The organism is Haloarcula sp. HT12 (assembly GCF_055271655.1).
This window is the reverse complement of record NZ_JBUXKW010000005.1, coordinates 458,677-482,889: the sequence shown is the minus strand read 5'-3', so window position 1 is coordinate 482,889 and position 24,213 is coordinate 458,677. Positions and strand designations below refer to the sequence as shown.

Annotated in this window: 22 protein-coding genes and 1 tRNA gene; 15 read left to right on the top strand and 8 right to left on the bottom strand. The window is 61.7% G+C overall.

What is annotated here, in order from left to right; translation table 11 throughout:
- The first annotated feature begins 182 nt into the window (after positions 1-182).
- Positions 183-818, top strand: a complete 636-nt coding sequence (locus tag ACY9XZ_RS18880) for a hypothetical protein (RefSeq protein WP_463458540.1) — start codon at positions 183-185, stop codon at positions 816-818.
- A 103-nt stretch (positions 819-921) separates the two neighbouring features.
- On the opposite strand, the gene ACY9XZ_RS18875 is transcribed toward ACY9XZ_RS18880, so the two are convergent.
- The 4 genes from ACY9XZ_RS18875 to ACY9XZ_RS18860 form a co-directional block, all read right to left on the bottom strand.
- A complete protein-coding gene (locus tag ACY9XZ_RS18875) occupies positions 922-3,672 on the bottom strand; it encodes a DUF7282 domain-containing protein (RefSeq protein ID WP_463458539.1) in 2,751 nt (916 codons plus the stop codon).
- 431 nt (positions 3,673-4,103) lie between these two features.
- Positions 4,104-4,856, bottom strand: coding sequence for a VOC family protein (locus ACY9XZ_RS18870; protein ID WP_463458538.1), 753 nt, complete (start codon positions 4,854-4,856; stop codon positions 4,104-4,106).
- 83 nt (positions 4,857-4,939) lie between these two features.
- Entirely contained in the window at positions 4,940-5,368 is a 429-nt protein-coding gene (locus tag ACY9XZ_RS18865; protein ID WP_463458537.1) for a TIGR04206 family protein, read from the bottom strand.
- A 128-nt stretch (positions 5,369-5,496) separates the two neighbouring features.
- Complete coding sequence (locus tag ACY9XZ_RS18860; protein WP_463458536.1) at positions 5,497-6,606, bottom strand: OBG GTPase family GTP-binding protein; 1,110 nt, start codon at positions 6,604-6,606, stop codon at positions 5,497-5,499.
- A gap of 159 nt (positions 6,607-6,765) precedes the next feature.
- Here ACY9XZ_RS18860 and ACY9XZ_RS18855 point away from each other — a divergent pair, with 159 nt between their 5' ends.
- The 5 genes from ACY9XZ_RS18855 (at position 6,766) to rpl12p (ending at position 9,891) form a co-directional block, all read left to right on the top strand.
- On the top strand, positions 6,766-6,966 hold the full coding sequence (locus ACY9XZ_RS18855; protein ID WP_463458535.1) for a VNG_1110C family protein: 201 nt from the start codon (positions 6,766-6,768) through the stop codon (positions 6,964-6,966).
- A 138-nt stretch (positions 6,967-7,104) separates the two neighbouring features.
- Positions 7,105-7,593 carry a 50S ribosomal protein L11 gene (locus ACY9XZ_RS18850; RefSeq protein ID WP_463458534.1) on the top strand — a complete coding sequence of 163 codons (489 nt, stop codon included), beginning with the start codon at positions 7,105-7,107 and terminating at the stop codon, positions 7,591-7,593.
- 243 nt (positions 7,594-7,836) lie between these two features.
- Positions 7,837-8,475: a 50S ribosomal protein L1 gene (locus tag ACY9XZ_RS18845; protein ID WP_463458533.1), complete on the top strand. Its 639-nt coding sequence runs from the start codon at positions 7,837-7,839 to the stop codon at positions 8,473-8,475.
- A gap of 1 nt (position 8,476) precedes the next feature.
- Positions 8,477-9,526, top strand: coding sequence for a 50S ribosomal protein L10 (locus ACY9XZ_RS18840; protein WP_463458532.1), 1,050 nt, complete (start codon positions 8,477-8,479; stop codon positions 9,524-9,526).
- Positions 9,527-9,543: 17 nt separating this feature from the next.
- Positions 9,544-9,891, top strand: a complete 348-nt coding sequence (gene rpl12p, locus ACY9XZ_RS18835; RefSeq protein ID WP_463458531.1) for a 50S ribosomal protein P1 — start codon at positions 9,544-9,546, stop codon at positions 9,889-9,891.
- Between the two features lie 77 nt (positions 9,892-9,968).
- On the opposite strand, the gene ACY9XZ_RS18830 is transcribed toward rpl12p, so the two are convergent.
- Both ACY9XZ_RS18830 and ACY9XZ_RS18825 read right to left on the bottom strand, forming a co-directional pair.
- On the bottom strand, positions 9,969-13,736 hold the full coding sequence (locus ACY9XZ_RS18830) for a DUF7289 family protein (protein WP_463458530.1): 3,768 nt from the start codon (positions 13,734-13,736) through the stop codon (positions 9,969-9,971).
- A gap of 291 nt (positions 13,737-14,027) precedes the next feature.
- A tRNA-Ala gene (locus ACY9XZ_RS18825) sits at positions 14,028-14,099 on the bottom strand.
- Positions 14,100-14,312: 213 nt separating this feature from the next.
- Between ACY9XZ_RS18825 and ACY9XZ_RS18820 the strand changes: the two genes are divergently transcribed.
- From ACY9XZ_RS18820 to ACY9XZ_RS18800, 5 genes are read left to right on the top strand one after another with little or no spacing between them, the layout of a single operon-like run.
- Entirely contained in the window at positions 14,313-14,918 is a 606-nt protein-coding gene (locus ACY9XZ_RS18820) for a DUF7287 family protein (protein WP_463458529.1), read from the top strand.
- A 1-nt stretch (position 14,919) separates the two neighbouring features.
- A complete protein-coding gene (locus ACY9XZ_RS18815; RefSeq protein ID WP_463458528.1) occupies positions 14,920-15,507 on the top strand; it encodes a DUF7288 family protein in 588 nt (195 codons plus the stop codon).
- Complete coding sequence (locus ACY9XZ_RS18810) at positions 15,495-16,478, top strand: DUF7261 family protein (RefSeq protein ID WP_463458527.1); 984 nt, start codon at positions 15,495-15,497, stop codon at positions 16,476-16,478. Before ACY9XZ_RS18815 ends, ACY9XZ_RS18810 begins: the two co-directional genes overlap by 13 nt.
- Positions 16,468-16,911: a DUF7266 family protein gene (locus tag ACY9XZ_RS18805; protein WP_463458526.1), complete on the top strand. Its 444-nt coding sequence runs from the start codon at positions 16,468-16,470 to the stop codon at positions 16,909-16,911. The genes ACY9XZ_RS18810 and ACY9XZ_RS18805 overlap by 11 nt, the downstream gene beginning before the upstream one ends.
- A complete protein-coding gene (locus ACY9XZ_RS18800) occupies positions 16,904-17,647 on the top strand; it encodes a DUF7289 family protein (protein WP_463458525.1) in 744 nt (247 codons plus the stop codon). The genes ACY9XZ_RS18805 and ACY9XZ_RS18800 overlap by 8 nt, the downstream gene beginning before the upstream one ends.
- 7 nt (positions 17,648-17,654) lie before the next feature.
- On the opposite strand, the gene ACY9XZ_RS18795 is transcribed toward ACY9XZ_RS18800, so the two are convergent.
- Positions 17,655-19,391, bottom strand: a complete 1,737-nt coding sequence (locus ACY9XZ_RS18795) for a polymer-forming cytoskeletal protein (RefSeq protein WP_463458524.1) — start codon at positions 19,389-19,391, stop codon at positions 17,655-17,657.
- Between the two features lie 147 nt (positions 19,392-19,538).
- Entirely contained in the window at positions 19,539-21,299 is a 1,761-nt protein-coding gene (locus tag ACY9XZ_RS18790; protein WP_463458523.1) for a DUF7289 family protein, read from the bottom strand.
- Positions 21,300-21,593: 294 nt separating this feature from the next.
- On the opposite strand from ACY9XZ_RS18790, the gene ACY9XZ_RS18785 reads away from it, so the two are divergent.
- The 4 genes from ACY9XZ_RS18785 to ACY9XZ_RS18770 are packed head-to-tail and all read left to right on the top strand — an operon-like array spanning position 21,594 to position 24,050.
- A complete protein-coding gene (locus tag ACY9XZ_RS18785; protein ID WP_008313088.1) occupies positions 21,594-22,064 on the top strand; it encodes a 30S ribosomal protein S15 in 471 nt (156 codons plus the stop codon).
- The gene (locus ACY9XZ_RS18780; RefSeq protein WP_463458522.1) at positions 22,065-23,189 is read left to right on the top strand and encodes a hypothetical protein; all 1,125 of its coding nucleotides are present in this window, start codon (positions 22,065-22,067) and stop codon (positions 23,187-23,189) included.
- A complete protein-coding gene (locus ACY9XZ_RS18775; RefSeq protein WP_004518217.1) occupies positions 23,186-23,416 on the top strand; it encodes a KEOPS complex subunit Pcc1 in 231 nt (76 codons plus the stop codon). Before ACY9XZ_RS18780 ends, ACY9XZ_RS18775 begins: the two co-directional genes overlap by 4 nt.
- Positions 23,409-24,050 (top strand): 30S ribosomal protein S3ae, encoded by a 642-nt coding sequence (locus ACY9XZ_RS18770; RefSeq protein WP_151100177.1) that lies wholly within the window; start codon positions 23,409-23,411, stop codon positions 24,048-24,050. Before ACY9XZ_RS18775 ends, ACY9XZ_RS18770 begins: the two co-directional genes overlap by 8 nt.
- Positions 24,051-24,213: the final 163 nt, after the last annotated feature.

The window sequence follows — 24,213 nt, the reverse complement described above, 5'->3', positions numbered from 1 at the left end:
TGACTGGACATAGAGTGGAGGCAGACCCCCGCTGAAACAACGTTCTATCTGCTGATTCGCACGGTCAGTGTTTCGGATTGGTTTTGCGAGACGAGATCTCACCGGAACGGAGAGTAGTCCGTACTGGCAGTAATTGGTAAGTAAATAATATACAACTGAAGTTGGAAGGATAAGATGAGAAGATGACGCAGTTGTATGATAAACTCCAAGAGTCGCCACAGACGGGCGTCTCTCGGGCGGAGTTGAACTTCGACGAGCGGGCCGAGGTACGGGCGATTCAAGTTACGGGTACCACGGGGTTGGCACAGGCCAACAATCCGGGGAAGTTCACCGACGTGTTCTACCTCGAAGGGGACGAACGGGCGGCCGCGGAGACGTTCGCCGACGTGAACGCCGAGCTACTGGAGCAGGTCGACTTTACCGCTCGAAACGTCCTGCAGACGAGTCTATCGCGAGAGATGTACGACCTGCTCCTCGATGCCGCAGGCGACCGGGACATCACGAAGTTCCCGACCGTTGTCGTGGAAACGCGAGCCGGCGGGACGCAGTGGATCATCAACCGCAACCGTTACGAATCGCAGGTGGACCGACGGTATACGACAAACGAGACCGGAACCGCTCGTATCCCGTCGACGACGTCGCCCCGAGCAATCTACGACAAGCAGGGCCACACAATTGCCGAAGCGGACCTCACGTCGACGACAATCGAGGGAGATGTCCGGCAAGTGCTGGATTACTACCGCGTCGCGCCAGCGTTCGACTGTGATCCAGTCACGACTGATGACCAGCAGTTAGCCGTGCAGAAGCGACCGGAGTAGCTCCCTAGCCGACAACGAGTCGGATGTCGTTCTGCGGACTGCCGGCACTACCGGCGTAGCGCACGAAAGAAAGAACCGTGTTCAGGGACCGGAACTGCTCCGGTTAGTTGTCGCGTCGGACAGCGAGGAGCGCAGCAGCGATGAGCGCAATGAGCGCGATGGCTGCCGTGAAGCCGGGACCTTCCTCTGCGGTGGTCTCGGGCGCTTCAGTCTCGGTATCCATCGGTTCCGTTTCGGTTTCTGGCGGTTCCGTTTCGGTCTCCGTTTCGGTCTCCGTTTCGGTCTCCGTTTCGGTCTCCGTCGGCTCTTCGCCGGAGACAGTCACGTTCGCACTGTCCGTCACGGCGGAGCCGTTGGCAGTGTACGGACCGTCAGCGTCCGGGAAGTCGTACTCCTCGTTGCCGTTGGTGTCGAGGTGCGGCATTGCGATGGCCGTGAAGTCCTCGTCCATCGGCTCGTCTAGCGTGACCGTGATATCGTCGTGGCTACCTGCTTCGAGGTAGTCGGAGTTACCGACGACGCTACCTTCGACTTCTCCTTCGAGGAGGGAGCTGTCGTGAATGACAACGAACCCACCCTCGGACAGCTGCGCGCTGTCGACCGTGACTTCGCTACCGTCAGATTCCTGATCACTGATGCTCACAGTGGCTGTCGCAGCTTCGACGATGCGACCGTCTTCCTCGTCACTGAAGTCTTCGTCACCGTCGACATCTAGCGTCTGGACGCTGAAGTTCGTTCCAGCGGAGTAGTCGCTGAAGTCTCCAGTTGCAGTGTACGTGCCGTTAGGCCCGACAGTCGCTTCGGGACGGAGGACGAACGGGTTCGCCTCGCTCTCGGACTCCATCTCGACTTCGAACTCGGAGCCAGGTGCGACGTTCGTGTCGCCAGTCACTTCCTGCCCTGCGGCAGCCTGAACGGTGACGAATCCGTCATCGTCGAGGTCCAGGTCTGCGTTGCGCTCGGACGTCCGGTACAGCGCACTAACACTGCTCTGGTCGTCAGTCAACGGACCCTCTCGAATGGAGAAGGTGGCGTTGAGCCGGGTGTCTTCTTCGTCGACGATCGTATCACCGGAGTTGGTGAATTCGACGTCGCTCGTATCGACAGCGACGAAGTAGGTGTTGTTGTCCGGGTCGTCAACGACAGTGAGCGGGTCACCCGCGCTGAAGTTGACGGGGTCAGGGTCGGCGTTAGCACCGACGTCACTCCGGTTGAGGTAGAGCGTCAGATCGGCAGTACCGGTGCTGCTGGAGTCACCATCAGTGTCAACGGCCTGTGCGAACGCTTCTGTCGTTCCGCTGGCGCCACCGTCTTCCTCTTCATATTCGATGGCACCTTCGATACCGGATGCCTGAATCTGATGGACGACAACGTCCTCAGCCGCGATTCTGTCTGACTGCGTGAGGTTCACACCAATGCGGTCGTAGACATCGACATCATCGTCGTCGATATCAGCGTCACTCGGTGCGGCCCACGTCTGCATGCTCTCAACGGAGTTGTCGCTGAGTCGCATCGTCCCGACCGAGTCAGGACTGGTGACGTCCGGAGAGGTTCCAGCGGTCACGTTCATCGAGTAGGAGCCGGCTTCGAGCGTGTCGCCGCTCAGGCCGCCTCGGGCGTAGTCGCCACCCTCCTCGATGTTGTCAATGTCGTCGTCACCGGGGACGCTGAGGACCGTACTGTTACTGTGGTCGCCAGCGGTGTAGCTGTTGAACTGGACAGTGACTTCGCCGTCACCGTCGTCGTCCTCGAGCTGGCCCTGGATGTAGTAGTTGTCGTCGTTCTGGTCGCCGACGTTGATGACGGCGTCTTCGGTGTTGTCGACCTGCACTGTGATGTTGACAACGTCACCGACCTCGTCCTGAACGGTCGAGGTTTCGAAGCTCGCGTCACCGTCATCGGATTCGGAGACGTTGATCTGGTCGGACTGTGCAGAGACGCCGGTCTGGTTGTCCGTCACTTCGACGTAGTACGGACTGTCATCAGCGCTCTGGTTGCCGAAGTCGAACACGACGTTGCTGTTACCTTGCAGGTTCTTGATCTGCGTAGCAACCTTGTCATCATCTTCATTGAACAGCGTCGCGTTGGCTGGCTCGCCACCGCGGTTCGTCGAGACGTTGACTGCGAGGGTGTCTGTGTCGTCGATGTTGGCACCGTCGCCGACATCGTCGTCGATATTCACTTCGAGGGCGAGGTCGCTGACTGTGAAGATTGCTTCATCTTGATTGTCGACCTCGATGTCGTAGTCTTCACCAGTGTCGAGATTGCTCGTATCGATGGTGTAGACCTCGCTGTTGTCCGTGTACGTATCAGACAGAACGATACTGTCTGCCCCAACCTCGATGGATGGGGAGTTGTCGGTATCATCTGCACCAGTATCTTCAACAGCGATCACTTCGCCACGGAAGGCGTTGAAGTCCGTGTCATTCGACCCAGTCGTTGTGACCGTTGTGGAGGTCACATCAATGTCCTCAGCGACGACCGTGCCGTCACCGCCGGTAAGATTGCTGACCTTGACAGTCAGATTGCGGTTAGGCTGAACGTCTTGATCTAAACTGAATTCGAGGCGTTCAGTCGTCCCGTCATCAGTCCCGTCAACGGTGATCGGGGTGTAGTTATCCGGATTCTCATTCCCATCGATATAGATATCGATATCTTCCGGACCAACTGCATTCCCAGTAGAGCCATTTAGTGCCAATTCGACTGTTCCGTCGTCGTACTCTGCGGCCTGTTCGACGCTGACGTTCGCGGCGGCGGCTGCGCCACCGGAGAACGCGATGGTCCCGGCGAATACCGAGAAGACCATCAGCGCCGTGAGGAACAGGCTGCGTATCTTGTCTGAATTTCCTGTCATAGTTTGTGTTTGCTATCGGGCGACCCCAGCAGTTTTCCGCGTGGTCGGAACGCCGTCACCGCGACCGCGCATAGACCGAACCGGCGTACTCACTTCTGGCGTCATAGGTAGGGGTACAGTCCTAACGTTAGCTGTCTATTATAAATGTTTTGTGGTTTGGACAACGGTATGTCATGAACTGGTACGTGCAGAAACCGACGAAATCATCGGTTAGAGTGTAATATATGGGTTTTGTGGCTCTTGACAGTTGGCTGTCGTTCGGGCGTCTGACAGCCGGATTTACATAATGCGGATGCTGTCGACGTCTTGAGAAGCCAGGCCTATTCGGGGGCTGACTACCGAATGAGGAACCCCTGTCAAAAGTACCGGAGGCTGCCGCTCAATGCGTGCGGACGTGCCGCAGAACTGACGGTTACCAGCCGTCAGCGCGATCAGTTCGTTACGATTTCGATTTCGCGACCGTCTGGGTCTTTGGTGAATGCGTAGCGGTCGTCACAGCTCTCGGGGTCGCGGTAGTCCTCGGCGTGGCGACCCATCAGCGTCTCCCACGCGTCGTGGAGGTCATCGGTTCGGACTGCCAGATGCCCCCAGGCATCGCCGAGTTCGTAGGATCGGCCGTCGTAGTTGTAGGTGAGTTCGACCGACATCGCTTCCTCGGGGGCGTCCTCGGGCTTGAGGAAGTACAGTGCGAAGTCGTCGAACTCCTCGCGGCGGAACAGGTCGTAGTCGAGCTTCCGGACGTACCAGCCGATAGCCTGCTCGGCGTCCTCGACGCGGATCATGGTGTGGTCGAGCGACCACTTCGCGCCGTGGTCTCGCTCGACGATCTCGATCTCGTGGCCGTCGGGGTCTGTGACGAACGCATACGAGCCACCACAGGAGTCCGGGTCGCGGTAGTCCTCGACGCCGGCGTCCATCAGTTCCTCGTAGGCGTCGTACACGTCCTCACAGCGGACGGCGATGTGTCCCCAGGCGTCGCCCATCGTGTACGAGCGGCCGTCGTGGTTATACGTCAGTTCGAGCAGCGCACCTTCGTCGTGAGAGTCTTCGGGGCCGAGGAAGACATTGGTGAAGGTGTCGGCCTCCCAGCGGCCCTTCTCCTCGTAGTCGAAATGCGTCTGATACCAGTCCAGCGACGCGTCCAGATCCTCGACGCGCATCATCGTATGATCGAATGACCACATACACGGCCCATGGTGCGAGCGGGCGAAAAGGCTACCGCCACAGGTGGTTCCGTCCGGATCCGATACCGTGAGTCACGTGCCGGTCACCCCGAACGGATCGCCGGCAGGTAGTACCACCAGACCACGGCGAGCAGGACGAGTGAGCCGACCGGGACAGCCACGTAGTTGAGCCGCCTGTTGAACCCCAGGAGCAGTGGAATCTGGGACAGCCCCGCGCCTGCCAGGGCCAGGGCTGTGAGCCGAAGGTCCTCACGCCAGACGACGCCGGCAATAGCGCTGGTCAGGGCAAACACGTACAACAGGACGCCTGACCCCCACGATTCGATGAACTGCGGGAGCCTGCCCGTAAACCGGAGGAAGAAGTCATAGACGGGGAGCAGTTCCGGCGGATTCGTATTGAACAGGCCAAACGAGAACACGAGTGTCAGTTCGGTTCCGACCACCACCGCTGTCCAAGGGATGAGTCCAGCAACGACGACAGCGATGAGGCGGCGTCGGGGACCGTGGTCCATACGTGGTGGCAGGACGCCACACCCATGAACGCGTCTACTTCTTCATGCTGTGAGACTACGCGTCTACTTCTTCAAGCTGTGAGAACTAATACTTAGCGCGTACACGCGGACGCCACGACAAACACGAACTACCGATTGGCGACGATTCGCAGGATGTCCTCGTCCGCGAGTTCGTGGTCACGGCCGACCTGCTGTTCGTCGTGCTTGGCACTCGGGCCGGTCACACGGGCGAAGCGGAACCGTTCGTCGAAGCTCCCACCGAGTTTCTCGCAGGCGTCGTCGACGGTGTCGCCCTCGCGGAGTATCAGCGGTTCCTCCCGGTCGACACCCCGACCCGGTTTGTCCATGTAGATCCGAATCAGACCGAGTTCCTCCCAGATCCGTTCCGTGAGGCTGTCGAGCCCTTTCTCCTCCTCGGCGCTGATGAAGATGGCCTCATCGGGGTCGATGTCCCGGTCTCTGAGTTCGTCTTCCACCTTCGGGAGGTAGTCGGGTTCGATGAGGTCGGCCTTGTTGACGGCGACCAGGGAGGGCAGGTAGACGCGGTTGTCCATCACCCCGTCGATGAGCTGGTCGATATCTATCTGCTCGCCGATGGTCACGTCGGCGTTGACGTAGCCGTGCTCGCGCAGGACAGCTTTGACGGTCTCGTCGTCGAGTTCGACGCCGGAAGCCGTGTTGACCGAGATCCCGTCCTTGCCCTTTTTGCGGACGTTGACCCACGGCGGGTCCTGGTCGAGCCGTATCTTGTTCTTGTACAGTTCTTCGCTGAGGCGGTCGTACTGGTCGATCTCGAAGACGGAGATGAGGAAGACGATGAGGTCCGCGGTCCGGACGACCGACAGCACTTCCTTGCCGCCACCGCGGCCGCCAGCCGCCCCCTCGATGAGGCCCGGAACGTCGAGGATCTGGATGTTCGCGCCCTTGTACTTGAGCATCCCCGGATACACGTCGAGCGTCGTGAACTCGTACGCGCCGGTCTCGGATTCGGCGTTGGTCAGGGCGTTCAGCAGCGTCGACTTGCCGACGCTTGGGAACCCGACGAGCGCGACGGTCGCGTCGCCGTGCTTCTCGACGCCGTAGCCACCGCCGCCACCCGAGGAGGCCTGCTGTTCGAGCTTCTCCTTTTTCTCGGCGAGCTTGGACTTCAGCCGACCGATATGGGCCTCTGTGGACTTATTGTAGGGAGTGCTGGCGATTTCGTCTTCGAGTTCCTGAATCTCCTCTTCGAGCCCCATTAGGTGTATGTCGGCCCCTCACACCGAATAAGGCTTTCCTCCCTCACCGACGCCCGCCCTTCGGTATGCATGAACGATGCGGGCCTGGCGTTCGGAATGGTCAAACGACGCTCATGTAATTCGACACACCTATAGGGTATCCTGCGTCATGTGTCGATAATGGGAGCGGCGAGTCGGTTCCGCGACAGCACACAGATACTGCTGCCAGTCGGTGCGCTCGACGGCATTCGCGAGGAGCTCGAACAGCGGTTCACCGTGAGCGTTCACCACGAAGGTGAGCGGGTTCGGATAATCGGCTCCCCGGTCGAGATCAAAGACGCGAGCGATTTCCTCGCGCGAAACGGCGTCACGTTCGCCTGAACTGCCGGAGCTTCAGTCTTTGTCGCGCTGGCCGTACTGCCAATGTGTTCTAAACGGTGAGTGTTCGTGCGTGTGGAGGCCTCACGGGGCGATCCGTGAAACGCAATCCTTTAAACTGCCGCGAGGATTCCACTATGTATGGCTGGAACTATCGAAGTCCTCGTTCCCGGTGGAGAGGCCAACCCTGGCCCGCCACTCGGTCCGGAACTCGGCCCGACACCGGTGGACGTGCAGGCAGTCGTACAGGAGATCAACGACCAGACGGCAGCGTTCGACGGCACCGAAGTCCCCGTCACCGTCGAGTACGACGACGACGGCTCCTTCGAGATCGAAGTCGGTGTCCCGCCGACGGCCGAACTCATCAAGGACGAGGCCGGCTTCGAGACCGGTAGCGGCGAACCGCAGGAGAACTTCGTCGCCGATCTCTCGGTCGACCAGGTCAAACAGATCGCCGAGCAGAAGCATCCCGACCTGCTCTCTTACGACCTCAAGAACGCCGCGAAGGAAGTCGTCGGGACCTGTACCTCCCTCGGTGTCACCATCGAAGGCGAGAACCCACGCGAGTTCAAGGAGCGCATCGACGCGGGCGAGTACGACGACGTGTTCGCGGCCGAAGCACAAGCGTAAGTCGGACTGGCTTGTCGGGCGACTGGCGCGCGTTTTTCCTTGCGTTCGGCGTCGTCGAGCCACCGCACAGTCGACGGAACCCCTATCAACGACTGGCCCCTGCGAACCGGAAACACGCCCGTCAGCGGTCCTTGTGCTGGTTCGACGGGTTTAAGTGTCGCATTGGCGTCTACCCGCACGAGACAGGCATCCGCCTGTTTCACTGACCCGTAGAAGCCGATTGGCGTACTACGGAGGTGAACAATGGCAGATCAGGAAATAGAGAACGCAGTCTCGCGCGCACTCGAGGACGCACCTGAGCGGAACTTCCGCGAAACGGTCGACCTCGCTGTGAACCTGCGCGACTTAGATCTTAACGACCCGTCGAACCGCGTCGACGAGTCCGTCGTGCTTCCTGCTGGCACCGGCCAGGAGACCACTATCGTGGTCTTCGCCGAGGGCGAAACCGCCCTCCGTGCCGAGGAAGTCGCAGACGACGTACTCGACGAGGACGAACTCGAGGAACTGGGTGGCGACGACGACGCCGCCAAGGACCTCGCCGATGACACTGACTTCTTCATTGCGGAGAAGGACATGATGCAGGACATCGGCCGGTACCTCGGGACCGTCCTCGGTCCGCGTGGGAAGATGCCGGAACCGCTCGACCCCGACGACGACGTCGTCGAGGTCATCGAACGCATGAAAAACACCGTGCAGCTCCGCAGCGGGGAACGGCGAACGTTCCACACGCGGGTCGGCGCGGAGGACATGTCCGCCGAGGATATCGCGGACAACATCGACGTTATCCTCCGCCGTCTGCACGCGGACCTCGAGAAGGGCCCGCTCAACATCGACACCGTCTACGTGAAGACGACGATGGGGCCTGCGATGGAGGTGGCCTGATATGAGCGCCGAATCCGAACGCAAGACCGAGACCATCCCCGAGTGGAAGCAGGAAGAGGTCGACGCCATCGTAGCGATGATCGAGTCCTACGAGAGCGTCGGCGTCGTCAACATCGCCGGGATCCCGTCCCGCCAGCTGCAGGACATGCGACGTGACCTGCACGGGACCGCCGAACTCCGCGTTTCCCGGAACACGCTGCTCGAGCGTGCGCTGGACGAAGTCGACGACGGACTCGAAGACCTCAACAGCTACGTCACCGGGCAGGTCGGGCTCATCGGGACCGACGACAACCCGTTCTCGCTGTTTCAGGAACTCGAGGCCTCGAAGACGCCCGCACCGATCGGTGCCGGCGAGGTGGCCCCGAACGACATTGTGATTCCGGAAGGCGACACGGGCGTCGACCCAGGGCCGTTCGTCGGCGAACTCCAGAGCGTGGGTGCCGACGCACGCATTCAGGAAGGCTCCATTCAGGTCCTTTCTGACTCGACGGTGCTCGACACCGGCGAGGAAGTCTCCCAGGAACTCGCGAACGTGCTGAACGAGCTCGGTATCGAACCGAAAGAGGTCGGTCTCGACCTCCGCGCCGTCTTCGCCGACGGCGTGCTGTTCGAACCCGAGGAACTGGAACTCGACGTCGACGAGTACCGGAGCGACATCCAGGCGGCTGCCAGCCGAGCGTTCAATCTCTCGGTCAACACCGACTACCCGACCGCGACGACGGCCCCGACGATGCTCCAGTCCGCTCGTGGCAACGCCAAGAGTCTCGCGCTCCAGGCGGCCATCGAGGACCCCGAGGTCGTGCCTGACCTCGTGAGCAAGGCCGACGCACAGGTCCGTGCGCTCGCCTCGCAGATCGACGACGAGGAGGCGCTCCCGGAGGAGCTCCAGGGCGTCGAGGCCGCCGCTACTGAGGAACCGACTGACGACCAAGACGAGGACACCGCATCCGAGGACGACGGCGACGCCGACGACGCGGCCGAGGAGGCCGACGACGGCGACGATGACGACGATGACGAGGACGCCGGCGACGCGCTCGGAGCGATGTTCTAACAACTCACACTACAACAATGGAATACGTATACGCTGCACTCATCCTGAACGAATCGGGCGAAGAAATCAACGAAGACAACCTCACAGACGTGCTCGACGCCGCTGGCGTCGACGTCGAGGAGTCCCGCGTCAAGGCCCTCGTCGCCGCCCTCGAGGACGTCGACATCGAGGAGGCCGTCGACCAGGCCGCTGCGGCACCGGTGCCGGCAAGCGGCGGCGCGGCCGCACCCGCAGAGGGTGACGCCGACGAAGCCGACGAGGCCGACGAGGACGCCGACGAAGAGGCTGCCGACGACGGCGGCGACGACGATGACGACGAGGACGACGAGGCAAGCGGCGAGGGCCTCGGCGAACTCTTCGGCTAACTCGGTTCAACACAGCTCAGTTTTTCTTTGCGCACAATCGGTGAGAGCCATCTGTTTCGGAGTGTCGCCGCGACCGTTTAGCTGCCGAGTGTCACCGTATCGGAGTCGACTGTAACCGGCGAATCGTTGCCGGTCGCGCCGCTCTCGTCGACGTTCTTCAGATAGATTTCGCCCGTCGCAGTGTCGGCCACGGTGCCACGCGCTGTCTCGTTGTACACGGTCACCTCGTAGGTGTAGTAGCCGGGGTCGAGGGCAACGTCGTAGCCGGCCCACGCCGGGTACGCGTCGGTGCCGGTCAGATCCCCGGTCCCGGCAGTGACCATCTCGGAACCTGTGAAGACGGTCGCCCCGTCGCTTTTGTTCTTGATCGTGAGGTTCACTTCCCGCTCGTCACCCACCGTTCCGTTGTTGCGCACCTCGACGGTCATTCGCTGGGCACCGCCGCGACGCTCGATTAGTTCTGCGGTGTTGTAGTTCTCCGCGCCGATGTTGACCGACTGCGTATCGTTGACGACGAAGTTCGACCGCCCGACGAAGAACGACTGCTCCGGGGACGTGGAGTTCGACGTTTCCACGTAGTAGGTGTAGTTGCCGCGGTCGGTCGGCATATCGAGCGTAAATTGCCGCGTGTCGCCGGGGGTGAGGATCGTCGACATGGTCTTCGAGTCGACGGTTGTGAACGACGGGCTGGGGTCGTCCGTGTTTTTCGCTCGGAGGACAACCGTGTCCGTTCCAGCCTGTCCACCGACGTTGGTGACGTTGACGGTCGCCGTCGCGGTGTCACCGTTGTCAATGACTCCCGGCGCTCGGACCGAATCGACCTGCATGAACTGCTCGTCCAGTTCGCCGACGTAGATGTTCCCGCGCCAGCGCTCGTCAGTGTCGGTGAGCGCCAGATCGTACTGATAAGACTTTTCCGGCGGTTTGCTGTCGGTATCCAACTCGAACGAGACGGTCGCCGTCTCCCCCGGTTCGACGTGTTTCGATTTGCTACCGACCACCGACCCGTCGAACGTGGTTTCGAGCGTCGTCGTTCCGGGCCCGTCGCCGACGTTTCTTATCTTCGCCGTCACATCGGCGTCGCTCGTCTCGTCGACCCGTGCCGGCGCTTCGACGTCGATGATCCGGTATTTCGGGCCTGTTTGTACGTCCTTCTCGATTGCGTTGACCGTGAACAGTACAACGGCGTCGTTGTAGTCCGGGTCACCCTCGTCCCCGGCGTTCGCCGGATCAGCGTTTCTTTTCGAGAGTTCGTAGAGGAACGCACGCTCGCCGTCGCCTAACTGAAGGTGGCCCGTGTCGTTGACGCGGCTTCCGAGTGTGTCCCGGATGTCTCGCTGGTACCACTGTGCCTGTTCGAACGCCGGGAGTTCGTCGCCATCGCCGAGGATGACGAGGTTTTCGCTGTTCTGTGTCTGGCTGACCTCAATCCGCTCGCCGCCCCAGTCGACACAGTGCATAGTATCGTACCCCGCAAGCTGGATCGTCGGATCAGTCTCTCGATGGCCGGAGCAATAGTGTGACTGCGCGAAGACCGAAATCTCCGTTCCGGGATCGAACGAGTCGGAATGAACGTAGGGGTTGTTATGCTCGTCTGAGACAAGTCGCTGTTCGGCGTGTGGCCCGTTGACATCGCCGTTCTCGTAGCCGCGCCAGAGCCCGATAGATCGGGTCTCGGATTCGTTTTGGACGTACAGCGACATCTGGACGGGTGCGTGGATTATACGTGAGTCCCACATACCCTCCAGGTCCGCCCCTTTCAACGAAACTGAGGCGTTGACCGACTGCTTGATCGTGACCGTCGACCCGTTCCCCTCAACTAGGGAGTCCGGCTGGACGTTCAACGTCAACCACCGCGACCGGTTCGCCGTCGAGAACGTCACCGGATACTTCCCGGGTTCTGGGGGGGCGGTGACCGTCCGATTGAGCGTCACACTCTCGCCGGGATCGAGCTGTTCGTTCTCCGCCACCACGGTCGTGCCATTGCGCCTGACACGCAGCGTCTGCTTCCCTTCGGTTCCACCGGTGTTCGTGACGGTGAACTCGACGCTCGTCTGATTGCCCGGTGCGACTGGATTTCGCACGTCCGCGGTAGTGATTTCGAACAACGGCGGCGGCGATGCACCAACGACGAACGATCCCGATTGGGTGGCGTCCGGGGTCTCCACAGCGTAGGTGTAGTGTTGTGGCGAAGCGACTGTTATCGGGCTGCTGGTGACTGATGCGGTCCCCGATTCGGTCCCCCGGCGTGTCCCATTGAGTGTAAGGCTCGTCGTCTGTGACGCGATGACGCTCCCCGTCGAGGCGTTCTTGATACGCACCTCGACAGGGGCAGATTTCCGAATGTCACCGGTGTTTTCGATTGTCGCGTCAACGGTCGCCGTATCACCGCTCTCCAGACCACCCGGCGGCGAAACGGACGCTATTTCGAACACGCCTGCGTCACCGACAACGAAGTAGTGCCCGTCGTCGCTGTATTGTGAGTACGTGTCGTCATCCGTCTCGACACCAAGTTCGTATGTTCCGTTCTCGTGAGTCGGCATCGACGGACCGAAGTCGATGGTCCGGCTCTGTCCCGGGTCGACCACCACGTTCCGCGTCTCGTTCACGGACCCGTTGACGAGGAATGTGACCTCCTGATCCGCGGTCATCTCTCCGCTATTCGTGACCGTGACTGTCGCTGTCGGGACCTGGTTCAGTCGGGCTCTGGCCGGCATCGAGTTACCCGTGATGTCCAACGACGGTGTGCCGGGAACGGTCGTGTACTCGATGACCTCGGCGGCTGTATCGTGATCTGACTCGACACTGAAGTTGTGTGGTTTCGCCGTAGCGACGTCGACCGTGTCGGTCACAGCGGTCGCTTCCCCGCCGTCAAGCGTCACCGTCTGGTCCACCTCGCTCGGACTCCCCGAACGGTTGTGTTTCAACGTGATCCGCTGGGTGTCCTTCAGTCCGCCAGTGTTGGTGACAGTCGCCGAAACAGTTGCATTGCCGGGATTCGATGGATCCGGCGTCACAGTGATATTCTCGACGGCGAACGTCGGGTTCGATACGTCACCGAGTGCAAACCGAATACGGACGGTCTCGCCGCGCTCGACTGTGGCCGGCGTCACGGTGACGTACTTGTCATCGTAGGAACTCCGCGCCCAGTCCGCCCAGGCACGGGCGTAACTGCTGTTCTCGATAGTTAACGTCGCGTTGGCGACCTGCGCTGGAATACACTCATAACTGGGTGTTGAAACCGAGCCGGTTCGCGCGTCCTCGTAAGACACATCGGTGAACAGGGCCATCTGCATTGCCGCCTCGTGTGACCGCTTGGCCGTCGCGTTCGACTGGATCGAAACCGAACTCCCCTCGATCCGCTGGCCCGAAATGTTTGCGAACGATACCGACAACGCCCCGTCGTCGTAGTTTACCGCCGGCGGCGACGACATCGTCGCACCCGACTCCGTCATCCGCCACACGCCACCCCCCTGGTAGCCGACCTGTTGCCCGTTCTTTTGATACCGGATCGTCTGCAGCGAGCGGTTCCCCGTCGAACAGGCCGGGCGGTCGTTCAGCGTCAGATTGTATGTCGCGTCGTTGGAAACGGCGACGTCAGACCGAACCCGATCCGGAATCTCGACTGATTCGTCGGTGTCCGAGCGCTGAAAGCTCTGATCAACCGACAGCAACACCTCCTCAGCGAGTTCGACGTTCGCATCGTCGTTGACATCCCCGATCGTCTGCTGCCCCACCTGCACGATCAGTATTGCGCCGATGATGACGGCACTTGCCAACAACACCACACCCAGTACGTGTGATACACCCCGGTCTCCAGCCCCCCGGCTGCCCCACTCGAACATACTCAATTACATACCAACTATTGTACATAAGTGTATTGTTTCACAGTATTTTAATAAAAAATCTATCACAGGCTGTCGGCTTTGAACTGTAGCCATTCAATCCCGAAACAGCACTGCTTCTGGTGGAAGTGACGGCCTCCGCACGCTGTGGCACATATCTTACCGGTGTTACATCTGACAGTATGGGATCGATGCACCAGAACCGACACAGTACTGCGGCTATCCGCTCCAGACGGACAACCGAGGCTGCTAATTAGATGCCAGTCCCCAGCTATGACAGTAAAATTAGGATGGACTCGCCGGGATTTGAACCCGGGGCCTCTCCCATGCCAAGGGAGTGATCTACCCCTGATCTACGAGCCCTTGCGTGCAATCACTGGTTCCCGATGGGATTGCTTAAACCCATCGAAGCACCGGGACATAGAGAACCGACCCCACACGGTTTCGACACGAACCGGTATTGCACCGCCCTCGCATGGCGTGTGAAAATCTGGTAATCGCAGTTACAGTACGGCCACAATGGTTATAACGCCTGATACCATCCCTACAGTAATCTCAGTTTAGTGACTCAGGCTTATGAACCGTAGGAGAAACGAGACGCAGTCTAACAGCCGGCTTGTCAGCCGGTCATTCTGGATCGACGAGCGCAAACGCGGGCAGACCACGCTCGATTTCGCGATCGGGATGAGCCTGTTTTTGAGCGTGCTGATATTCATTTTCCTGTTCATTCCGGGACTGTTGTCACCGTTTTCCGCGGGGGTCCAAGAGGAGACGGTCACGACCGACAGAGTCGCTGATGGACTCACAATGGGGATGCTCGGTTCGCCACAGCAGCCGTACGTCCTGGACGAACACTGTACACGGGAGTTCTTCGCTGGGAACGCACCGCCCTCTGAGTGTGGCTACGAATCCGGCGGGAGTACGGAAGAGCGGGTGGGACTCGACCCGGTTCGGGAGAACGTGAACGTAACGATCCGGGGGAACGCGACGGCGACGCCAGCCGCCGACGAAATTCTCTGTTGGGACGGAGCGAACGAGGAACTGGTCGAGGCCGGGGCTGGCTGTGGAACGACACTCACTGCGGGTGGCAACCCGCCGACAAGCAACGACGCGTCGGTCACTGCGTTGCGAGTGGTTTCACTGAACGGACAAGACGTCACAGTACGCGTGGTGATGTGGTAGCATGCGTGCGCAGGCGCACACGCTCGAAGCCATCGTCAGCGGGATGTTGTTACTCGCAAGCCTGGTGTTCGCGCTGCAGATGACAGCGGTGACGCCGCTGTCCGCGAGTACGTCGAGCCAGCACATCGAGAACCAGCAGCAGGCAATCGGCCACGGCGTCCTCGCCTCCGCGGCGGCAGAGGACGCACTGAAACCGGCCGTCCTGTACTGGAACAACAGCACGGCACAGTTCCACAACACGGCCGGTGGGCGGGAGTACTACACGAACGGGCCGCCGGACAATCGGTTCGGAGAGTTGCTGGAGCGTGCGTTCGACCAACGGGGAATCGCCTACAACGTGTATATCAGGTTCCAGAACACGGAGGAACGAACCGTCACGACCCGATACATCTACAGCGGCGAACCGAGCGATAACGCGGTGCGTGCCAGCCATACGATCACGCTCATGGACGACGACCACCTGCGCGACGAGGACGGGACGCGCAACAGCACACGGCTCGGCGATCCGACGACCGATTACACGGTGTCGGACACCGGAAAGAACGTCTACAATACGGTTAGCGTGGAGGTGGTCGCGTGGCGCATCTGAACGACGACGACCGCGGACAAATAATCCTCATCGCCGCGTTGGCCCTGGCGGTGACGTTCATCGGGCTCGCGCTGGTCGTCAACTCCGCGATCTACACGCAGAACCTCGCCAGTCGGGGCGAGATCGCCGGGAGCAACGACGCGCTGGAGATGCGGGCGATGGTCGAAACGAACGCCGGACAGGGCGTCACCGCGGCCAACAGGTACAACCACTCGTCCCAGGCAGCGCTCGAAACCAGTTTGCGTGAGAGCATGGGGACCGTCAGTACGCAGACGGAGCGCCAGCGGGTAACCAGCGGGACGCTGGTGAACGCCACCCTCGCCGGTTCGCCGACCTATGGTACGCGAATCGCTCAGACCGACACGTCAACGTTTGAATCCGGCGAAGCGACGCCGAGTGCCGATTGGATGGTCAGAGAGCGGGTCACGCGCCCGGGCGACGGGACGAACGCGACCAGACGGTTCGTCATCAACGCGACAGCACTCCCCAGTTCGGGAAGCGAGTTCGTCGTCAGGGCGAACGGGACCGGCGGCAACCCGAAATGGACGATGCGAATTTGGGGTGCTGTCGGACCCAGTGGAGCCGTGAACGTGGAAGTCGAACCACCGTCTGGCGGGACACAGACGTGCTCCGTCCCCATAGAGGAGCCGTACGCTCATATCGACGTGACCGGCGGAACAGTCCAGGGCGAACCCTGTCTCTCGCTCCAGGGCGGGAGCTTCGACGGGCGGTTCGCCCACGGCGTCGGCGACGAGTACAACATCACCTACGAGTCGGGCGATCAGATTCGGGGAAACTACTCGATGGTCGTCCTCGATAGCACGCCGGCCAACACGCTCGATACAGCACCCGCGTCACCGTTCAGTACGACCGCGATATACAACGCGACCGTCCGCTACCGCTATGACACGTCGAACTTACAGTACGAGGCAAAGATACGGGTGGCCCCGGGTGAGCCGGATGCGTCGTAACCGCGCCGTCTCGACGACGCTGAGCTACACGCTGAGTCTGGCCATCGCCTCGATTCTGGTGTCCGGACTTCTGATTGCCGGCGGAAATTTCGTCGAGAGCCGGCAGGAGCAGGTCATCAGGGACGAACTCGAAGTCATCGGACAGCAGGTCGCCGCCGACATCGCGCGTATCGACCGGCTGGTGGTTGCCGCCGACAACGACCCGACAGCGCGGCTGAATCACACGTTCCCGACGCGGGTGAGTGGCAGCACCTACCGGGTCTCGATTGACCCTCCCGCCGATGAACTCGTCCTCGAATCGACTTCACCGGACGTGTCGGTGACTGTCACACTCAAGAGCCGGACAGATCTGGGTGACTCCACCGCTGGCGGCGGTGTGATAACCGTGTTCTACGACGAATCGAGCGGGCAACTGGAGGTGCGAGATGGCTGACCGCGGTGTCAGTGAGGTGCTGAGCTTTGCCCTGGTGTTCAGTCTCATCGTGGCGTCGATAATTCTCGTCTCAGTGAGCGGCCTGGGGGCGTTACAGAACGCCCGGGACGCGGAGCAGATGGAGAACGCCGAACGGGCGTTCGACGTGCTCTCCGACAACATCGCGGACCTCCACAAACAGGGCGCGCCGAGCCGCGCGACGGAGGTCAGTCTCGGTGAAGCGTCGCTCAGGACGGGCGAAAACACGACGATATCGGTGCAAGTCCACGACGGGACCGCCCCCAAGGACGTCGGGACGTGGGAGATACGACCGATCATTTACGCCGGCAATCAGGAGCGAGAGCTCGTCTACGAAGCGGGGGCCGTATACCGAACGAACCGGGACGGTGGAGTGCAAAAACGGACGCCGCCGATACTCGTCTCGGACGACCGCGTGCTTATCACCGTGGTCGGCACCACCGCCGGTGACCAGCAGAGCCTGGGCGGGTCGACGGTGCTCGTTCGGACGAACCACCGGAACAGCAACGTCTCCTTTGCCGATACCGGCGGCAACATCGAACACGTCAACGTCAGTGTCGACTCGGACCCACAGCGAGAGGCGCTCTGGCAGTCGTACTTCGAGCGGGAGGGGTTCGCCTGTGGGGCCAACGGCTGGTGTAACTTCACGGCGTCCTCGGGTGGAATCGACCGGACGTACGTCGTCTACCACGACATTGCAGTCGGAATCGACCAGTAGCCGGCGACTACCCGCTAGTGACGTTGATCCGGTTCTCCGAGACGTGGAGGTACGTCAGCCGGATGATGTTCGTGTTCTTCGGGACGGCTCGTTCGTTTCTGAGCGCCCGGTCGTAGTGGACCAGCCCGCCGTTATCGACCTCGACGGAGCCGGCGACGAGGCCACCGTACAGCTCGGCCTTTTTCACGTAAACGCTGCTGGCACCAACGCCGCCAGCGGGTGCGTATATCACGCCCTCGAACTGCGGGGTGGCGGTATCGCCCTCGATAGCGGCGTCGAAGTCCGACTGACCGTACACCCAGAACTGCTTCGAGTTCCTGGCGGTATCGATGTCGACGCTCCCTTCCCGGTAGATGTGGAAGTGGTGGCCGCTGGCGGACATGGCGTCGCCTTTGACGTAGAGACGGACTTTGCCGCCGCCGTTGATTTTGATCCTCCCGTTGTTCTCGATATAGACGTAGTCCCGGACGGCGATGGTCACGTCGTCACCGCCCGTGTTAATCGTCAGCGTCTCGCCGCTTAGCGTCAGGTCCTCCAGGTAGTACGTGCCCGCGTCCAGCGTCTGGTCACCGGCGGAAAGCTGGTTCCCGGAGATACTGCCGGTCGCGCTGTTGTTGTTGGTGCTGCTCGCGTTGGCGACTCGTCGGTTCACCAGGCCGTCGATGGCGCCGGCCCCCTCGACGCCCGAGATCTGCCTAACATCGCCGTTCACAGTGCCCTTGATGTGCTTCGTTGTCGAGTACTCCACGTCGCGGGTGACGACGCCGCTCCCCTTGACCTCGACACGCTCACCGGACCGAACGGAGCCGTTTACCTTGCTGTTTCCTTTCACGTAGATGTCACCGGCTGTGGTGATCGTGCCGAACGATCCCCGTGAGGCCGAGTAGTCGCCGACAGACGAGTTGTAGCTGTCCGTTCGGGCGGGGTCGGTGCCGCTGCCGGAGAGCGTAATCTGTCCGCCGGCGGAGGTGGCCGCGACAGCACTCGTCACTTCTCGCGGCCCCGTCGGCACGACTAGCGTCGTGGTGACGCTTTCGTTTTCGTGGTCGTAGTGTGCGTCGCCGTCAGTCCGTTCTTCGAAGTAGCGCCCCCAGGACCGGTAGTACTCGCTCTGGACGGTGATGTTGACCGTCCCGGTATCCAGCGGATTGATGTTCCCTGCCTCCGGGTCGGGATACACCTGCGTCGTGCCGGCTTTCGAGATGCTCGCCCGTGAGCCAAGCGAGCGGTCACCGCGGACGGTAATAAGCGGGAGCGTCAGCGTCGCGTCGCGGTAGTAGAACTCCGGCGGCGAAACCATGACACTCCCGCTGTCGGAGCGCCGCCACACCCCGCCGCCCTGATAGGCGACCTTCTGGTTCCCGTTTTCGTAGATGACCGCCCCGAGTCGCTCGTCCATCAGCGTAACCGTCGTCGGGGGCGACGCCGAGTGGTTGGTGATGTTGACGGTCATCCGACCGGCGGTGTCGTCGATCCGGTACGTGGATTTGTCCGTCCCAACGAGCGACACCCGCTGGCTGTCGGAGTTCCCAAGCGCCACCAGGGCCGCCTGGGAGTCCAACTGGGTCATTCCCGTTTCCGCCCGGGAGACATCAAGCCCGGACTCAGTATCGACCAGCGCCGTCGCTCCCAGGCTGACAACGACGCCCGACCCGACAATGACGAGACTGAGGACCAGTATCAGCCCGAGCGGGGCCGATTGTGCCCGTCGCTGATCCCGACCCTGACCCCAGGGGAGTTGCATTATCCGACAGTAGTTATCACAGCTGATAAGGTTGCTGGCCGGAGCATCAATAGTTGTCACCAGCGGCCATCTCTGGCAGCTACAGTGAAAATAGGCCGCCGGCAAGCCCTACCAACTTTGATAGTGATGCAGTGGACGTGTCGGCTGTCAGTTGGACGTGATATTGACGTCGTTCGTCGAAATGTGGAGATAGGTGATCGCAACCACGCTCGTGTCCTTGGGAATCGTCCGCCGCTGTTGGAGCGTCTGATCGAAATGGACGCTCCCCTGTTGCTCGAGTTCGACCTCGCTCGTTACTACACCGCCGTAGAAATCGCTCTGCCGTATCTCGAACCGACTCGACCCAGCGTCACCGCCAGGGGCGTAGATGACACCGGTCACTTTAGCGCCGCCCGACCCCTTTTCGACTCTGGCCTGCATATCGTCTTGCCCGTATATCCACACCTGTGACGAGTTCTCGCTGACGCCGCCGGTCGTGAGGATGTCGCCGTCCTCCGAGAAGAAGTGGTAATCGCTGCCACCTTTCGAAACTGCGTTCGCACCACGAACGTATATCTTGACCTCGTTCGGGCCGGACACCTCGATGGTGCTGGCACCAATATCGACGTAATCTTCGACACCGATAACGACATCGCCGCCAGTCGTATCCAGTTCGACATCGTTGCTCAGATCGATCTTATCGACGTGATACCGGCCTGCTGACAGCGTCGTCGTCCCTTCGGTCCCATCGATGACGCCGTCGCCGGCGATGGTCCCGCTGTTGTCGTTCGAGGACTGGAGTCCGTCAACAGTCGTGTTCACGTACGAATTGATGTTCTGTGGTCCCTCGAACGAGTCGATCTGTTCGTCGGAACAAGTCGGCGGGTTACAGTTCCCGTGGGAATCATCGAACGCAGTCGCCCATTCGACCCGCTGTCCGTTGTAGGTCATAGCGTTGCTGCTGAATTCAACACGCCCGCCTGACGTGATGTTCCCGTTCAGCGTCGCCTTCCCGGTAATAATGACATCGCCAGCGGTAGAGAGATTCCCGCCATTGCCCGCCTCGCTTGCAGTGTAGCCGTCACCGTCGCCGGACGAATAGCTGTCGGTGAAGGCACCGTTCCCGGACATCTTGATCGACCCCGAACCGGACGTCGCCGCGACGGCGTTTCGCACCTTGCGGGGGCCTGCTGGCACCTTCAGAACAATGGATACCTTTTCGGAGTTGTCATGAAAGGTCACCTCCCCGTCCGTCCGTTCCTCGAAGTAACGGCCCCATGCTCGGTAGTACTCGCTCTGGACGGTGATGTTGACCCGCTTTTGTTCCAGCGGGTTCGTGAAGTTCTCGTTGCGAGTGCTGTTCGGGAAGTGCGACGTCGTCCGGTTGTGGGATATCGACGCCCCGTCGCTGATTGCCCCGGACCCGCTCACTGTCACGAGGGGAAGCGTCAGCGTCGCGTCCCGGTAATGAAACTCCGGCGGGGACACCATCACCGACGTTCCGTCGCCGTTGGACCGCCAGACGCCGCCCCCCTGATACGCGAGTCGCGTCTCGTCACTGCCGTGATAGGCTACCTCGCCCATCGACTCGTTGAACACAGTCGTTCGGTTCCCGGATGTCGTATTCTGATAGGAGACGTTCATCCACCCGGCGTCCTCGTCGATACGATACCCGCTCGAACTGCTCGCGGGAAGGGAGACCTGCTGGACGTCCGTCTGTCCGAGCGCTACGAGCGCGGTTTTGGAATTGAATTCCGTCAGTGACTTCTCAGTCCGTTCCACGTCGAGTTGCGTCTGCGTGCTCGTGATTGCGTCGGCACCCAGTGCGACGACCGCTGTCGTCGAGATAATCATTACCGCAAAAACTAGCGCAAGCCCGAGCGGAGCACTCTGTCCACGACGTCCGAGTCTCCGCTCAGCGTTACCCATACTACTCACATCTATCCCGACAGATTACTTAAAAGAGGCGGGCAAGTTATCAATTGTAATACTGCAAAGATGTCGCCTGCGGGCGGATTCGCCAGCGGCGTCGCCGGTTCGAGACACGACCGGGAAGCGGAACGGTTTAGTCGCCCCCTCTCAGACAGGGAGGTGGGAACAGCACGACCGCAAATCTGACTCGCCGTGGGTTTCCATGGCTCGGGATTGCGGCCGTGTTCGGCACTGTACAGTGCCAATACGCCTCGTAACGAGAGCGGTTCGTGCGGTTCCAACCAGATTACAATGGCACGAATGCATACACGCCGTCGCGGTTCGTCCGACTCGGACAAACCGGCGGCAGACGAACCCCCGGAGTGGAGTGACGTCGACGAGGACGCAATCGAAGAGCGCGTCGTCGAACTGGCCGAACAGGGCCACTCGCCCAGCGAGATCGGCCTGAAGCTGCGCGACGAGGGCGTTCAGGGCACGCCGATCCCTGACGTCTCGCTCGCGACCGGCAAGAAAGTCACCGAGATCCTCGAGGAGAACGAAGCCGAGCCGGACCTGCCGGAAGACCTTCGGAACCTGCTCGAGCGGGCCGTCCGCCTTCGCGACCACATGGACGAGAACCCCGGTGACTACCAGAACAAGCGTGCGCTCCAGAACACGCAGTCGAAGATCCGACGCCTCATCGACTACTACCGTGGTGACGAGGTCGACGAGGACTTCACCTACAGCTACGACAACGCCGTCGAGGCGCTGGGTCTCGAATAGATGTCGGCGACCGGTCGGGAACCGACGCCAGCCACGTCGCCGGGCGACCTCGCCGAGTCGCTGCGCGATGCCGACTTCGGGCGCCTCGTCAGCGACGCGACCGGTGAGGCGCTGGCCGCGACAGGCTTGCTGGCGCGGGCCCTGGACGACACGCCGTTCCAGGCGACCGTCGTCCGCCCGTTCGAGGACCCCGACCGGACCACGGAGACCGACATCACCGTCGCCATCGGTCGCACGCAGCCGACCGCCGACGTGGCGCTGACCGACCGCGTTGCCGCGACCGCCTTCGAGACCGCCCGCGAACTCGGCGGGACGGCCGACCCCGCGCTCGCCCTGGCTGGCACGATTGCCGCCGGGGAGGTAGATGGGACCATCGCCGAAGCGGCCGAGCAGGCCGGCCTCGAACGCAGGCCCGGCGTCGCCGTTCCAACGGCGGACCTCGCGGACGGGCTGGCCCACTTGGCGCTGTTCGTCGCGCCCTTCTCGGGCGATACCGACTCGGCGCAGGCCACACTCGCCGACCTGGGTCTCGACGCGGACCAGATTCGGTCCGCGGACCGCTCGGCCGACGACCACCGACGCCTCGCGTCGCTGGTCGCCCTTGCCGTCACCGCGGACGCGCCGCCCCGGGCCGCCGACGCGGTCCAGCGCGCGCTCCGCCCGACCGTGGGCGGCCCGTTCGAGACGGTCGGTGGCTACGCCGACGTGCTCGACGCCGCTGCCCGCGAACAACCGGGCGCCGCTATCGCGCTCGCGCTCGGCCACGAGGCCGCCCGCGAGGACGCGCTGGCCGCCTGGCGCAGTCACGCCACGCGCGCCCACGAAGCAGTGTCCGTGGCGACCACGGGCCGGTACGACGGCCTGTTCGTCGCCCGCGGCGACGCGATGCCGACCGGCACCGTCGCCAGACTGCTCGCGGACTTCCGCTCGCCGGAGCCGGTGACGCTCGTCGTCACCGACGACCGGGCCGCGGCCCGCGCCACGGACGGCCGGGATGTCGCAGCGGCGATGGATGCAGCCGCCGACCGCGTCGGTGGCGACGCCATCGGGACGGGCGACCGCGCGCGCGCTCGGTTCGACGTCTCGACGGCGGATTTCATCGAAGCGTTCCGGGAGGCAGTATGAGACGGGCCGAGATTCGGACGACGCACGACTCGCCCGAACGCGTCGCACGCGCGGTGCGGCCCGACAACACCGACGAGATGACCACGCGCGTCGAGGGCGACGCCGTGGTCACGACCGTCGAGCGCGACTCGACCGGCGGCCTGCAGGCGACCGTCGACGACTACGTCGTCAACATCCGGGTTGCAGCACAGCTCGCAGACCAACACACACAATCCAACCATGAGTGAACGAAGCGTTTCAAAGCGCACAGAACAGAAACGGTGGTACACCGTGCAGGCTCCCGAGCAGTTCGACCGGGAGGTTCTCGGTAAGACACCGGCAGACGAACCGGACAAGGTGCTCGGACGCACCATCGAAACCACGCTGGGCGAACTCACGAACGACGCCAGCGAGAACAACACGAAGCTGACCTTCAAGATCAACGAGGTCGCCTCGGACTCGGCGTATACGGAGTTCATCCGCCACGAGCTCACGCGGGACTACCTCCGCTCGCTCGTCCGACGGGGCTCCTCGAAGGTCGAAGCCTACATCACCGTGCTGACCACGGACGACTACCGCGTCCAGATCCAGCCCGTCGCCGTGACGACGAAGAAGGCCGACGCCTCCCAGGAGAAGGCCATCCGCCGGACGATGATCGACCTCGTTCGTGAGACGGCCAAAGACCGCACGTTCGAGCAGCTCATCGACAGCGTCGTCGAGGGTCGGCTCTCCTCCGCCATCTACGGCGAGGCCAAGGACATCTACCCGCTCCGACGCGTCGAGATCAAGAAGACCACGCTCGAAGCGCGGCCGGAAGAAGTCGCCGCCGAAGAGGAGACCGCTGTCGACGTGGACGAGGAAGACGTCGACGTCGAAGCCTAACTTCGTTACTGCACCGACGTTCGATTTTTCCGCCGCAACGAAAGAACGAGCCTGACAGCGACGCGGCCGGCGTGGACTCTGACAGCGACGCGGTCGGCGTGAACTGCTGGATCATAGCGGAGTGGACACTCGACGTAGTGCCGACAGCGTCCGTAGCACGCCG

Excerpts from the sequence above, each read along its gene's own strand:
- ACY9XZ_RS18880 (WP_463458540.1), top strand. The coding sequence starts at position 183 with ATGACGCAGTTGTATGATAAACTCCAAGAGTCGCCACAGACGGGCGTC.
- ACY9XZ_RS18875 (WP_463458539.1), bottom strand. The coding sequence starts at position 3,672 with ATGACAGGAAATTCAGACAAGATACGCAGCCTGTTCCTCACGGCGCTG.
- ACY9XZ_RS18870 (WP_463458538.1), bottom strand. The coding sequence starts at position 4,856 with ATGTGGTCATTCGATCATACGATGATGCGCGTCGAGGATCTGGACGCG.
- ACY9XZ_RS18865 (WP_463458537.1), bottom strand. The coding sequence starts at position 5,368 with ATGGACCACGGTCCCCGACGCCGCCTCATCGCTGTCGTCGTTGCTGGA.
- ACY9XZ_RS18860 (WP_463458536.1), bottom strand. The coding sequence starts at position 6,606 with ATGGGGCTCGAAGAGGAGATTCAGGAACTCGAAGACGAAATCGCCAGC.
- ACY9XZ_RS18855 (WP_463458535.1), top strand. The coding sequence starts at position 6,766 with ATGGGAGCGGCGAGTCGGTTCCGCGACAGCACACAGATACTGCTGCCA.
- ACY9XZ_RS18850 (WP_463458534.1), top strand. The coding sequence starts at position 7,105 with ATGGCTGGAACTATCGAAGTCCTCGTTCCCGGTGGAGAGGCCAACCCT.
- ACY9XZ_RS18845 (WP_463458533.1), top strand. The coding sequence starts at position 7,837 with ATGGCAGATCAGGAAATAGAGAACGCAGTCTCGCGCGCACTCGAGGAC.
- ACY9XZ_RS18840 (WP_463458532.1), top strand. The coding sequence starts at position 8,477 with ATGAGCGCCGAATCCGAACGCAAGACCGAGACCATCCCCGAGTGGAAG.
- rpl12p (WP_463458531.1), top strand. The coding sequence starts at position 9,544 with ATGGAATACGTATACGCTGCACTCATCCTGAACGAATCGGGCGAAGAA.
- ACY9XZ_RS18830 (WP_463458530.1), bottom strand. The coding sequence starts at position 13,736 with ATGTTCGAGTGGGGCAGCCGGGGGGCTGGAGACCGGGGTGTATCACAC.
- ACY9XZ_RS18820 (WP_463458529.1), top strand. The coding sequence starts at position 14,313 with ATGAACCGTAGGAGAAACGAGACGCAGTCTAACAGCCGGCTTGTCAGC.
- ACY9XZ_RS18815 (WP_463458528.1), top strand. The coding sequence starts at position 14,920 with ATGCGTGCGCAGGCGCACACGCTCGAAGCCATCGTCAGCGGGATGTTG.
- ACY9XZ_RS18805 (WP_463458526.1), top strand. The coding sequence starts at position 16,468 with ATGCGTCGTAACCGCGCCGTCTCGACGACGCTGAGCTACACGCTGAGT.
- ACY9XZ_RS18800 (WP_463458525.1), top strand. The coding sequence starts at position 16,904 with ATGGCTGACCGCGGTGTCAGTGAGGTGCTGAGCTTTGCCCTGGTGTTC.
- ACY9XZ_RS18795 (WP_463458524.1), bottom strand. The coding sequence starts at position 19,391 with ATGCAACTCCCCTGGGGTCAGGGTCGGGATCAGCGACGGGCACAATCG.
- ACY9XZ_RS18790 (WP_463458523.1), bottom strand. The coding sequence starts at position 21,299 with ATGGGTAACGCTGAGCGGAGACTCGGACGTCGTGGACAGAGTGCTCCG.
- ACY9XZ_RS18785 (WP_008313088.1), top strand. The coding sequence starts at position 21,594 with ATGGCACGAATGCATACACGCCGTCGCGGTTCGTCCGACTCGGACAAA.
- ACY9XZ_RS18780 (WP_463458522.1), top strand. The coding sequence starts at position 22,065 with ATGTCGGCGACCGGTCGGGAACCGACGCCAGCCACGTCGCCGGGCGAC.
- ACY9XZ_RS18775 (WP_004518217.1), top strand. The coding sequence starts at position 23,186 with ATGAGACGGGCCGAGATTCGGACGACGCACGACTCGCCCGAACGCGTC.
- ACY9XZ_RS18770 (WP_151100177.1), top strand. The coding sequence starts at position 23,409 with ATGAGTGAACGAAGCGTTTCAAAGCGCACAGAACAGAAACGGTGGTAC.